General features: G+C 41.9%; 10 protein-coding genes and 1 pseudogene. 1 reads left to right on the forward strand and 10 read right to left on the reverse strand.

The window, feature by feature from the left end; genetic code table 11:
- Positions 1 to 35 precede the first annotated feature (35 nt).
- The 8 genes from glmS to ruvB all read right to left on the reverse strand — a co-directional run bounded on the left by glmS (position 36) and on the right by ruvB (position 10,120).
- Positions 36 to 1,844, reverse strand: coding sequence for a glutamine--fructose-6-phosphate transaminase (isomerizing) (gene glmS / locus N8M16_RS02845; RefSeq protein ID WP_045605083.1), 1,809 nt, complete (start codon positions 1,842 to 1,844; stop codon positions 36 to 38).
- Positions 1,845 to 2,035: 191 nt separating this feature from the next.
- Entirely contained in the window at positions 2,036 to 3,415 is a 1,380-nt protein-coding gene (gene bglA / locus N8M16_RS02850) for a 6-phospho-beta-glucosidase (protein ID WP_045605085.1), read from the reverse strand.
- A gap of 98 nt (positions 3,416 to 3,513) precedes the next feature.
- Entirely contained in the window at positions 3,514 to 5,367 is a 1,854-nt protein-coding gene (locus N8M16_RS02855; protein ID WP_261056285.1) for a proline--tRNA ligase, read from the reverse strand.
- 12 nt (positions 5,368 to 5,379) lie between these two features.
- Positions 5,380 to 6,639 (reverse strand): RIP metalloprotease RseP, encoded by a 1,260-nt coding sequence (gene rseP, locus N8M16_RS02860; RefSeq protein ID WP_261056595.1) that lies wholly within the window; start codon positions 6,637 to 6,639, stop codon positions 5,380 to 5,382.
- Between the two features lie 21 nt (positions 6,640 to 6,660).
- Positions 6,661 to 7,464: a phosphatidate cytidylyltransferase gene (locus tag N8M16_RS02865; protein ID WP_000189852.1), complete on the reverse strand. Its 804-nt coding sequence runs from the start codon at positions 7,462 to 7,464 to the stop codon at positions 6,661 to 6,663.
- A gap of 8 nt (positions 7,465 to 7,472) precedes the next feature.
- Positions 7,473 to 8,231 (reverse strand): isoprenyl transferase, encoded by a 759-nt coding sequence (locus N8M16_RS02870; RefSeq protein WP_261056592.1) that lies wholly within the window; start codon positions 8,229 to 8,231, stop codon positions 7,473 to 7,475.
- A gap of 337 nt (positions 8,232 to 8,568) precedes the next feature.
- Positions 8,569 to 9,141, reverse strand: a complete 573-nt coding sequence (locus N8M16_RS02875) for a nucleotidyltransferase family protein (RefSeq protein WP_049502636.1) — start codon at positions 9,139 to 9,141, stop codon at positions 8,569 to 8,571.
- On the reverse strand, positions 9,122 to 10,120 hold the full coding sequence (gene ruvB, locus N8M16_RS02880; protein ID WP_025169652.1) for a Holliday junction branch migration DNA helicase RuvB: 999 nt from the start codon (positions 10,118 to 10,120) through the stop codon (positions 9,122 to 9,124). The genes N8M16_RS02875 and ruvB overlap by 20 nt, the downstream gene beginning before the upstream one ends.
- A 133-nt stretch (positions 10,121 to 10,253) precedes the next feature.
- Between ruvB and N8M16_RS02885 the strand changes: the two genes are divergently transcribed.
- Entirely contained in the window at positions 10,254 to 10,346 is a 93-nt protein-coding gene (locus N8M16_RS02885; RefSeq protein WP_004255195.1) for a type I toxin-antitoxin system Fst family toxin, read from the forward strand.
- A gap of 723 nt (positions 10,347 to 11,069) precedes the next feature.
- Here N8M16_RS02885 and N8M16_RS02890 read toward each other — a convergent pair.
- Together N8M16_RS02890 and N8M16_RS02895 are read right to left on the reverse strand one after the other, a co-directional pair.
- On the reverse strand, positions 11,070 to 11,486 hold the full coding sequence (locus N8M16_RS02890) for a GNAT family N-acetyltransferase (RefSeq protein WP_261011314.1): 417 nt from the start codon (positions 11,484 to 11,486) through the stop codon (positions 11,070 to 11,072).
- A gap of 11 nt (positions 11,487 to 11,497) precedes the next feature.
- Positions 11,498 to 12,193, reverse strand: a pseudogene (locus tag N8M16_RS02895) (GNAT family N-acetyltransferase).
- Positions 12,194 to 12,326 lie beyond the last annotated feature (133 nt).

The raw sequence follows: 12,326 nt of genomic DNA on the forward strand, positions 1-12,326 counted from the left end.
TCACAAGAAAAGCCTAGATAACTAGACTTTTTAGCTTATTCTACCGTTACTGATTTAGCAAGGTTACGTGGTTTGTCCACATCAAGTCCACGGTGAAGGGTTGCAAAGTAGGCGACCAATTGCGTTGGCACAACCATTGAAATTGGTGAGAGGTAAGGGTGGACGGTCGTAAGAACGATGTCGTCTGTCTCTTTAGCAACATTTTCTTCTGCGATAGTGAGGACTTTGGCACCACGAGCTGCCACCTCTTGGATATTTCCACGAGTGTGGTTAGCGAGGACTGGATCTGACAAGAGAGCCAAAACAGGTGTTCCATCCTCAATCAAGGCAATAGTTCCGTGTTTGAGTTCACCAGCTGCAAAGCCTTCACATTGAATGTAAGAAATCTCTTTAAGTTTGAGACTTGCTTCCATGGCTACATAGTAATCTTGACCACGTCCGATGTAAAAGGCATTGCGAGTTGTTTCAAGTAGCTCTCTTACTTTAGATTCAATGGTTTCTTTCTCTGAAAGAGTTGATTCGATAGACTGAGCTACGATTGACAACTCATGAACTAAATCAAATGCTTGCGCTTTGGCATTGCCATTTGCTTCTCCGACTGCTTTTGCAAGGAAGGCAAGGGCTGCGATTTGCGCTGTATAAGCCTTAGTTGATGCCACGGCAATTTCAGGACCTGCATGAAGAAGCATGGTATTGTTAGCTTCACGTGAAAGAGTTGAACCTGGGACATTTGTCACTGTCAAGCTTGGGATTCCCATTTCATTAGCCTTAACCAAAACCTGACGACTATCCGCTGTTTCACCAGATTGGCTGATAAAGATGAAGAGTGGTTTCTTGCTGAGAAGTGGCATACCGTAGCCCCACTCAGATGAGATTCCAAGTTCAACTGGTGTATCTGTCAATTCTTCCAACATTTTCTTAGAAGCAAATCCTGCGTGGTAAGATGTCCCAGCTGCAAGGATGTAGATACGGTCTGCGTCTTGAACAGCCTGGATGATAGCTGGGTCTATGACAACTTGACCAGCCTCATCTGTGTAGGCTTGGATGAGTTTACGCATAACCGTTGGTTGCTCATCGATTTCCTTAAGCATGTAGTAAGGATAAGTTCCCTTACCGATATCAGACAAGTCAAGTTCCGCAGTATAGCTAGCACGTTCACGACTGTTGCCATCATAATCTTGAACTTCCACACTATCAGCCTTGACGATTACCAACTCTTGGTCATGAATTTCCATGTATTGGTTGGTCTCACGAATCATAGCCATAGCATCTGAGCAGACCATGTTATAGCCTTCTCCAAGACCAATCAAAAGTGGTGATTTATTTTTAGCTACGTAGATGACTTCAGGATCTTGTGAGTCAACCAAGGCAAAAGCATAAGAACCACGTATGATATGAAGAGCTTTTTTGAAGGCTTCAAGAACTGAGAGACCTTCTTCTTCCGCAAATTTTCCAATCAAGTGAACGGCTATTTCCGTATCTGTTTGCCCTTTGAAGTGGTGACCTGCAAGGTATTCTTCCTTGATTTCAAGGTAGTTCTCAATCACCCCATTGTGCACCAAAACAAAACGTTCTGTCTCAGAGCGGTGTGGGTGAGCATTATCTTCCGTTGGTTTCCCATGAGTTGCCCAACGAGTATGTCCGATACCAGTTGTTCCCTCAACACCAGCTGTTTTAGCAGACAATTCTGCGATACGACCTACAGCCTTGACTAGGTGATTTTCAGCACCACCTAGGACAAAAATTCCCGCAGAATCATAGCCACGGTATTCGAGCTTTTCAAGCCCTTGAATCAAAATATCAGTTGCATTTGTGTTTCCAACAACACCAACAATTCCACACATAGTATATACGACACAGACCAGCTGTGCTTTCTCCTTAAAATTGGTATAGTCTAATTCCTCTTTTATAGAATCAGCAAAAACAGTATATACTTGTTTCTTTCACTTGTCAAGAGTAAAAATTGGTATAGTTCAAATTACTCTCCTGTAAGCAAAAGACTCTGACCAATTAGGATAATCAGTCAGAGTCCTTTTTAAAATCCATTATTATCGCTTAATTCCTTGAACCAGTGCCCTGATTTCTTCAGACGACGTTCTTGCGTTTCCAAGTCTAATTCGACCAAGCCATAGCGATTTTTATAGCTATTGAGCCATGACCAGCAATCGATAAAGGTCCAAATCAAGTAGCCCTTACAATTGGCTCCGTCTTCAATGGCACGGTGAAGTTCGCGAAGATGACCTTTTACAAAGTCAATACGGTAATCATCTTGAATCATTCCATTCTCACGGAATTTTTCTTCCCCTTCAACACCCATACCATTCTCTGTCAACATCCACTCGATATTACCATAATTTTCCTTGATATTTTGGGCAATGTCATAAATCCCTTGCTCATAAATCTCCCAGCCACGATGAGGATTGATTTTACGTCCAGGCATCACATAAGGCTCATAAAAATGTTCTGGCAAAAGAGGACTCTCTGGATGCTTAGCAAATCGAGGAGCCATAACACGCAAAGGTTGATAGTAGTTGACACCAAGGAAGTCCACAGTATTGTCACGAATGATATCCAACTCCTCCTCTGTAGCATCAGGCAAGAGACCGTATTCATGTAAGATTTCTACCAACTCCTGTGGATAAGTCCCCAAAACAGACGGATCTAAGAAAGATTGGGCCTGAAAAAGGTCCGCAATACGAGCAGCCTTGACATCAGCAGGATGCTGGCTACGTGGATAAGCCGGTGTCAAGTTTAAGACAATCCCAATCTTGGAATCTGGCAAAAGTTCATGACAAGCCTTAACCGCCCTACTGCTGGCCAATTGTGTATGATAAGCTACTTTAACGGCTGCCTCTGCATCCACCTTATGTGGATAATGGGCATCGTAAAAATAGCCAAATTCTACTGGAACGATTGGCTCGTTAAAGGTAATCCATTGATCCACTAAATCTCCATAAGTCTCAAAACAAAAACGAGCATAGTCTTCATAGGCTGAGACAGTCGCCTTATTTTCCCAACCATCACCATCCTCTTGAAGAGCAAAAGGCAAATCAAAGTGGTAGAGATTGACTAAAAGACGAATCCCTTTGGCCTTAATAGCCTCAAAAACCTTACGATAGAAATCCACACCCTGAGAATTGACTTTTCCACGCCCTTGTGGAAAAATCCGTGACCACTGAATAGAAGTCCGAAAGGCCGTGTGACCAGTTTCTAACAGTAGCTCAATATCCTTTTCCCAGTTTTCATAAAAGGTTGATGTTTTATCTGGACCAATCCCATTATAGTAACGATTTGGCTCCACTTGGTACCAATAATCCCAGAGATTATCTCCCTTACCGTCACCAGCTATACGTCCTTCTGTCTGTGGCCCAGAAGTAGAGGATCCCCAGACAAAATCCTTTGGAAACCTTAGCATACATTTACCTCTTTATCTACTCATTTTTCCCATTATACAGAAAAAACAAGGTAAAAACTAGTTACATTTTTTCCTTGTTTTTCTTCTGATTATAGTTTTTATTTCTTGCTGAGAATTTCAAGCGTTTCAAGCAAGTTATCTGCATGAACTTCGATAGTGTCACCAGTCGCTTTAATCTTAACTTCTACGATACCATCGGCCGCTTTTTTACCAACAGTAATACGGATTGGCAATCCAATCAAGTCGCTATCGCTGAATTTAACACCAACACGTTCGTTACGGTCATCTGTCAAGACTTCATAACCAGCTCCCATCAAGCTTGCTTCAAGCTTTTCTGTCAAGGCTTGCGCTTCATCATCCTTGACATTGACAGTGATCAAGTGCACATCAAATGGTGCCAATTCTTTAGGGAAGTTGATTCCCCAAGCGTAACGGTATTCACCTTTTGGCGTTTTGTTAACAAAGAGGCGAGCGTGTTGCTCCATCACTGCTGAAAGGAGACGGCTGACACCGATACCGTAACATCCCATGATAATTGGCACAGCACGGCCATTTTCATCCAAAACATCTGCTCCCATGCTTGCTGAATAGCGTGTGCCAAGTTTGAAGATGTGACCAATTTCGATACCACGCGCAAAGTTAAGGACACCTTGTCCGTCTGGAGAAATTTCCCCCTCACGAACTTCACGGATATCCACATATTCTGCAGTAAAATCACGGCCTGGGTTCACACCAGTCAAGTGGTAGCCATCTTCGTTAGCACCGACAACTGCATTACGAACATCTTGCACTTTACGATCTGCAATAATTTTAACATTATCTGGCAAACCAACTGGGCCAAGTGAACCGAATCCCGCTTGAACAAGATTCGCCACTTCTTCTTCACTAGCAATGTCAAAGAAATCTGCTCCCAAGTGGTTTTTCAACTTGACTTCGTTGAGTTGGTCATTTCCAACTAGAAGGGCTGCAACAAGCTCACCATCTGCCATGTAGAAGAGGGTTTTAATCGTTTGTTCTTCTGGGACGTTTAGGAAGGTTGCCACTTCATCAATTGATTTAACATCTGGTGTTGCAACACGAGTCACTTCTTCTTCAGCGACAACACGGTTGCTTGGTTTGTACTCATTTGTTGCCATTTCCAAGTTAGCCGCATAGCTAGATTCACTTGAGTAAGCAATGGTATCTTCACCAGAAACCATCCATTTGAGCAATTCTGCCTTGATTTCTTCTTGCACTTCTGCAGGAATTTCGTCAAATGTGGCAACTGACTTGTCCAAGACAACCCAGCGGTCAAGGTCTGTACGAGCAGGAGTAATGGCCATAAATTCTTGGCTGTCCTTACCACCCATGGCTCCACCGTCACCGATGATAGCCTTGAAATCTAAACCACTACGAGTGAAAATACGCTCATAAGCAGCCTTGTACTCATCGTAAACACTGTCCAAGCTATCATAGTTAGCGTGGAAACTGTAAGCATCTTTCATGATAAACTCACGTGTACGGAGTAGTCCATTACGTGGGCGTTTTTCATCACGATACTTAGGCTGGATTTGATAAAGGTTAAGCGGCAATTGCTTGTAAGACTTAACAGAATCACGAACAATAGCTGTAAATGTTTCTTCGTGAGTTGGACCTAGGATAAAGTCTGATTTTTCACGGTTTTTTAGCTTGTAAAGGTCTTCACCATAAGTTTCGTAACGACCTGATTCGCGCCACAACTCTGCACTGAGAAGGGCAGGAGCCAACATCTCAACGGCACCAATCTTGTCAAATTCTTGGCGCATGATGTTTTTGGCTTTTTCAATCACACGGTTGGCAAGTGGTAAGTAAGAATAAACACCTGCTGAAACTTGGCGAACATAACCAGCTCGCAACATAAGAGCGTGGCTGATAACTTGAGCATCGCTTGGCATTTCGCGAAGCGTTGGGATAGGCATTTTACTTTGTTTCATAATATTCCTCGATTATCTAAAAAAGAGTCGCATGATGTCATTCCAGGTCACAGCAATCATCAAGACAACCATGATGACCACTCCGGCCAAGGTGACATAGGTTTCAATTTCTTGTTTCAATGGTTTGCGGCGAATGGCTTCTAGGATATTGAGCACAATCTTACCACCATCCAGGGCTGGAATCGGAATAAGATTAAAAATCCCAATATTGATGGAAATCACTGCCAAGAAGTACAAGACATTCTCAATTCCATTTTTAGCAGCATCACTACTTGCCTTAAAGATGGCAACAGGTCCACCTAGCTTGTTCAAATCCGGTTGGAAAATCAGATTTTTCAGTTCTGAGAGAATTCGGAGGGCCGAGTCAGCAGCAGTTGTAAAACCACCTACAAACATAGACACAAAATCTGACTTAATCCCCGGTTGAACACCTAGAAGGTAACGGCCTTGACTTTCTTCCGGACTAACAGTGACTTGTTTGTCACTACCATTTTCAGAAATAGTCACATCCAAGGTCGGGGCCGTCTTATCTTCGGTTTCTGATTCCACAGCCTGAATCAAACTTTCCCAGTTGCTAACCTCATGTGAGCCAATTTTGGTAATTTGTGCCGTTTCTGGTACTCCCACCTTAGCCAAGGCCCCTTGGGGCATAATATGGAACTGGTTGGTATCGACATCTCTGACACCACCCTGCATGAAGATTAAAATCCAGAAAACAACGACACCTAAGATAAAGTTGTTCATAGGACCTGCAAAGTTGGTAATCAGTTTCCCCCAGATAGTCGCATTTTGATATTGAACATCTAAAGGTGCAATCCGAACCTCAGTACCATCTGCTTCCACAACCGTTGCATCGTGATCCACTGCAAATGTTTTTTCTTCTTCCAGAACCAATCCTTTGATAAAGAGCTTGTCTTCAAAATCAAACTGTGTCACCTGCATAGGGAGAGCTGTTTGATCTAATTTTTTACCTGAAAGATTGATGCGTTTAACCTTACCATCATCAGTAAGCGTCAAACTGACAGGAGTTCCTGTCTTGATTTCAGTTGTATCATCACCCCAACCGGCCATACGAACGTAGCCACCCAGAGGCAAGATTCGAATGGTATAAGCCGTTCCATCCTTGCCAATATGAGCAAAGATCTTGGGTCCCATGCCAATGGCAAATTCACGCACTAGAATCCCTGATTTCTTGGCAAAGTAGAAGTGTCCGAACTCGTGCACCACCACAATAATCCCAAAAACCAGAATAAAGGTTAAAATTCCGAGCATAGTGTTTCCTCCGTCTTTTGATTAAAAGAGTCCAAACAAGTGCATGATTGGAAATACAAGCAACATACTATCGAAACGATCCAAAACACCACCATGTCCAGGAATAAATTTCCCAGAATCCTTGACACCAAAGTGACGCTTGATCGAACTTTCTAGTAAATCACCAAATTGTCCAGCAATGCTAAAGAAAATAGCAAAGACGGACATCTTGTAAATTCCATACGGAAGAGCAACTGTTCTGTCAAACATCATAAAGATGATGGTTACTAAAATCGCACCTAAAATACCACCCAAGGCACCCTCAAAGGTTTTATTTGGAGAAACTGTCGGAGCTAGTTTTCGTTTACCATAGTTCATCCCAACAAGATAGGCACCACTGTCTGTTGCCCAAACAATACACAAGGCTAATAGTGCCTTATCTAAACCTGCAATTCTAGCATCTAATAGAGCATTAAAACCAAAGCCCACATAAAAGCTCATAGCAAGAGGGAAAACAGCATCCTCAATCGTATAGGACTTGCTAAAAACAGTCGTTCCTAACATAATTGAAATCAAAACACTATAGGCAACTACATTCCCATCAACTGGTAAAAAAGTCAGGTAATTCTCCAAGGGAATGGTCAAAGCAAAGGTTGCAAAGAGGGTCAAGAGGCCCTCCATCGTCATGGTCTCTAGACCTCTCATCTTCAAAAGTTCATGCATGGCTAGCATGGCTATGATTCCAATTGCTATCTGAAGCAAGAGTCCCCCAATCATTAAAATTGGTAGGAAAATAGCCAGGGCAATCCCTGCAAACAAGGTTCTTTTCTGTAAATCCTGTGTCATATTTCCTCCTAAACTCCTCCAAATCGGCGATGACGACGATTGTAGGCAAGAATGGCTTCCTGCAAGGCCGCCTCGTCAAAATCAGGCCACAAGGTGTCCGTAAAATAGAGCTCACTGTAGGCTCCTTGCCATGGAAGGAAATTACTCAAACGCAATTCTCCACTAGTACGGATAATCAAGTCCGGATCTCGTAAGTCCTTAGGCAAATGCTGGGTAAAGAGATAGTTGCCAATCAATTCCTCTGTGATGTCACCTGGGTTGATTTTGGCATCTAAAACATCCTGGGAAATCAACTTAAGCGCCTGCGTAATCTCAGCACGTCCACCATAGTTAAGAGCAAAGTTAAGAATCAAACCTGTATTGTTCTTAGTCAATTCCTCAGCCTTGGTTAAAGCTTCAAAGGTTTGCTTAGGCAGTCGGTCCGTCTCCCCAATCATTTGAATCTTAACATTATTCGCATGCAATTCCGGGACATAATTATCATAAAACTCTACTGGCAAGTTCATGATAAACTTGACTTCCTGATCTGGACGGGTCCAGTTTTCTGTAGAAAAAGCATAGACCGTAATAACCTTAACGCCTAGTTTGTTGGCTGCCTTGGTCACAGTTTGCAATGCTTCCATGCCCGCCTTGTGTCCAAAAACTCGCGGTTGCATACATTTTTTAGCCCAGCGGCCATTGCCATCCATGATGATGCCGATATGAGCAGGAACCTGTGTCGGAACCTCTACTTCCACAGCCTTATCTTTCTTAAAAAATCCAAACATGATCTTATTCCTATTCAAAAATCTATCGTTTCATTATACCATATTTCCCTATTTTCTTCTATCACTAAGCTATTTATACTCTTCGAAAATCAAATTCAAACCACGTCAGCTTCACCTTGCCGTACTCAAGTACAGCCTGCGGCTAGCTTCCTAGTTTGCTCTTTGATTTTCATTGAGTATTATTCTCAGGCACCAAGCCCATTTTTCAAAAAAATAAGCCGCCTGATTGGGCGACTCTATTTTTTATAGGGAGATTATTATGAAAAAGTTTTAGGAGTTTAAGTTAAGGTCTTCTTAACTTATGGACTTAGTATACACTTCCTAGCTTAAAGTTTCCTTAAGTATTTTTTAAAATCAAATTTTTCCATTTCTCCTGCCAATTTTTCTTGGATAGACGTGTTCGATAGAGAACCATTCGGTCTTGATTCTCTAAAAAATGAGGAGTTGGACGAACTTGAAAATTCAAAATATCCTCCAAACCGTATGGAGTAAAGAGTTCCAAAACGGATTTTTCATTCAAGCGCAGTCCAACAGCCGTACATCGTTCTGGATACTTACTCATAGCATCACAAGAGCTGCTATAGGGAGCAGTATGAGGGCTGTGCTGGTGCATATAGACCTGATTTTTCAATTCCCACTGATACTGAGGAAAATCCGCTCTCAACTTTTTCTCTAGGAACAAGGTTTCCTCATAAGAAATATCCGGATCAAAGAAAATCACATCTACATCTGTTTCAAGATCAAATGCTGGTCTCTCTGACAAGAGATTCCAGATAAAATTTCTGACAGAACCTGCTGCCAACCAAGAATCTTTCAGACCAAGGTTTCGGATGATAGTCAAAATAGCCATCATATCCGGATTTTCTCTGAAAGAGTCTAAAATTTCAGCCTTATTTTTCAATATATTCATACCCTAAATGCTCATATGCCTTAGCAGTCGCCACTCGTCCAGAACGTGTCCGCATGATAAAACCTTTTTGAATCAAGTAGGGCTCATACATGTCTTCAACTGTCTCACGCTCTTCTGCTATGTTAACAGAAAGAGTTCCTAGACCAACAGGACCACCACCGTACATCTCAATCATGGTGCGAAGGATTTTCTGGTCCACATAGTCCAGACCTTCATGGTCAACATCCAGCATAGTCAAAGCCTTATCAGTAATAAGATCATCGATAACCCCATTCCCCATAATCTGGGCAAAATCGCGCACGCGTTTGAGGAGACGATTGGCAATACGAGGGGTTCCACGACTACGTAGGGCTAATTCAGATGCTGCCTCATGAGTGATTTCCATCTCAAAAATATCTGCCGTCCGCTCAACAATTTCCGTCAAGTCAGCATGGGCATAATACTCCATGTGACCTGTAATTCCAAAACGTGCCCGTAGCGGATTTGAGAGCATACCAGCCCGAGTCGTCGCACCAATCAAAGTGAAAGGTGGCAACTCCAAATGAACACTGCGACTGCCTTCACCAGCCCCAATCATGATATCAATGTAGAAGTCCTCCATGGCACTATAAAGCACCTCTTCCACTGACATTGGCAAACGATGAATCTCATCAATAAAGAGAACATCCCCAGGCTCTAAGTCATTCAAAATCGCTACCAAATCACCGGCTTTTTCAATGACTGGACCCGAAGTCTGCTTGAGATTGACACCTAGTTCGTTGGCAATAACAAAAGCCATGGTCGTTTTTCCCAAGCCTGGAGGGCCAAATAAAAGCACATGATCCAGCGCTTCATCCCGCATTTTGGCAGCTTCTATAAAGATTTGAAGCTGGTCCTTGACCTTATCCTGCCCAATATATTCACGTAAATACTGAGGACGGAGCGTGCGTTCTACTAACTCCTCGTCCCCCATTATCTCATTATCTAAAATTCTACTCATGGCTCTATTATATCAAAAAACCAAGCCACAAACAAAAAAGCCACCTGATTGGGTGACTCCAGAGTTTAGCACCTATGTGGTATAACATTCTACGGCACTGCTACACCGCCTACGAAAGGAGGTGAGATAGCCCATGATGGGATTAGTACTCAAAACTATCATCGGACCAATTGTGGTCGGTGTCGTTCTTCGCTTAGTCGATAAATGGCTAAACAAGGATAAATAGTGTCAAAAAAGACCCCTAGCTTATTTGGTCGTGAGCTTGGGGCCATTTCTAGCCTATGATATAGAACTAGTACTCAATTCCTTTTTATTATCCCATAGTTCACAAAATTTTTCAAAGGTTTATATTCGTGGCTTTTCAAGCTTTAACCGCTGTACAACAATATGATGACTCACTCCTTGAAAACCAAGAGCATTATTACAGTAGTTCTAGTCCTTCAATTAACAGTCACTTAAATTCAAAGTAAGGTTGAAGTAGCTGAAGCGACAACAGAACTATTTATTAGTCATATTCGCTAAAAAAAGTCCCCGCCAATTCCCCGACCAAAATCCGAAAAATATCGGAAAATGATTTTTAGAATAGTCCCCAAAATCCTGAAATAGAGCCAAAAAACTCCACCTGATTGGGTGGAGTTAAGGGAGATTATTATGAAAAAGAAAAGTTTAGGATTTTATTAAATAAAGTTAGGAGGTCTTTATTTAATAACTATATGATACAAGACAAAGCTTAAAACTAGCTTAACTTTTCTCAAATTTTACTATTTTGCAAAAAAAATCTATCACCATCACCTATCCACGAAAAAAGCCACCTGATTGGGTGGCTTCATTAGGAGATTATGATGAAAAAAGTTTTAGGATTTCATTAAATAAAGTTAGGAGGTCTTTATTTAATGACTATATAATACTAGACCATCCTTAAATTTTGCTTAAGAACAAACAAATTTTATTATTTTTCTCGATTCATCCAAGTCATTCCTATACAATTATAGGTGGATAAGATTTCAAAGCCCATAGAACGATAGAATCCCAAGGTTCTTTCTGTCTGGCCTGTCACCAGCTGGACTTGATAGGCATCTTTGTAATCCTCTAAAGCCTCTTTCATCAAGGAACTACCAATCCCTCGGCACTGATAGATTGGTAAAACGATTAAATCCTGAACCAGTACTGATGAAAAACCATCTCCAACCAAACGAATCAAGCCCACCACAGCATCACCATCAAGTGCCAGATAAATTACTAATGAATGAGATAAGGCCTGCTCCAGCATCTGAGGTTTATTTGTATAATTTGTCCAACCGACAGCCTGATAGAGATGCAAAACATCCTCGAGCTTGACGATTTCTTGCTTTCTAATGGTTATCATGTCATCACCTCTTATAATTCTCTCAAGCTCTTGTACTGTCGTCCATTTTTATCAAAATTTTCAGGACGCAACCATATTTCCAAACGAGCTTTGACTTTTGGCCAGTCCTTATCAATCATAGACAACCAATCCGTATCCCTCGTACGCCCCTTATAAACCACTGCCTGACGGAAGGTTCCTTCGTAGACAAATCCCAAACGCTCCGCAGCTCGTCTTGATGGCATGTTAAGAGCATCGCATTTCCATTCATAGCGACGATAGTTAAGCTCCTCAAAGACATAGCAAGCCAAGAGATACTGGGCTTCTGTCCCTATCCGTGTCCCCCTGAGTTTTGGAGAAAAAGTGACAGCTCCCACTTCTATTGCTCGGTTATTCTGATCAATTCGCATGAGGGAAAAAGTTCCCAAAGCCTTACCAGTCGCCTTGTCTATGATTGCATAGTAAAAACGGTCCTTACGAGCCAACATCTGATTTAAAAGGGTAACCAGCTCCTCCATATCTGCTACTGGCTCCTGAAAAAGGTAGGTTCACATCTCCTGAGGCGTATCAGGCCCATAAACAGCTAGCAAATCCTCCGCATGCTTTTCTACCGAGAGAGCCTCTATCCTAGCATAACGCCCTTCTAAGAAATCAATAGCAGGCAATTCACCTGGTGTATAACCTTCCATTGACTCACCAATCATCTGACCATATTCATTTACTGGCATAGTATTCTCCTTGTTTCACTTATTGAATATAGTATAACATATCTCAATGAAAATTTTAGGAAACACTTGGTTTTCTATTCAATAATGCAAACTCCTCTTATAAAAATCATCCATCCACTTTATGGAGGAATAA

Source organism: Streptococcus mitis (assembly GCF_946188375.1).
GTDB lineage: Bacteria > Bacillota > Bacilli > Lactobacillales > Streptococcaceae > Streptococcus > Streptococcus mitis_CX.

Bases quoted from the DNA above. Each gene is read 5' to 3' on its own strand.
- glmS (WP_045605083.1), bottom strand. From the start codon at position 1,844: ATGTGTGGAATTGTTGGTGTTGTTGGAAACACAAATGCAACTGATATT.
- N8M16_RS02890 (WP_261011314.1), bottom strand. From the start codon at position 11,486: ATGATAACCATTAGAAAGCAAGAAATCGTCAAGCTCGAGGATGTTTTG.
- N8M16_RS02870 (WP_261056592.1), bottom strand. From the start codon at position 8,231: ATGTTTGGATTTTTTAAGAAAGATAAGGCTGTGGAAGTAGAGGTTCCG.
- bglA (WP_045605085.1), bottom strand. From the start codon at position 3,415: ATGCTAAGGTTTCCAAAGGATTTTGTCTGGGGATCCTCTACTTCTGGG.
- N8M16_RS02885 (WP_004255195.1), top strand. From the start codon at position 10,254: ATGATGGGATTAGTACTCAAAACTATCATCGGACCAATTGTGGTCGGT.
- N8M16_RS02865 (WP_000189852.1), bottom strand. From the start codon at position 7,464: ATGACACAGGATTTACAGAAAAGAACCTTGTTTGCAGGGATTGCCCTG.
- rseP (WP_261056595.1), bottom strand. From the start codon at position 6,639: ATGCTCGGAATTTTAACCTTTATTCTGGTTTTTGGGATTATTGTGGTG.
- ruvB (WP_025169652.1), bottom strand. From the start codon at position 10,120: ATGAGTAGAATTTTAGATAATGAGATAATGGGGGACGAGGAGTTAGTA.
- N8M16_RS02875 (WP_049502636.1), bottom strand. From the start codon at position 9,141: ATGAATATATTGAAAAATAAGGCTGAAATTTTAGACTCTTTCAGAGAA.
- N8M16_RS02855 (WP_261056285.1), bottom strand. From the start codon at position 5,367: ATGAAACAAAGTAAAATGCCTATCCCAACGCTTCGCGAAATGCCAAGC.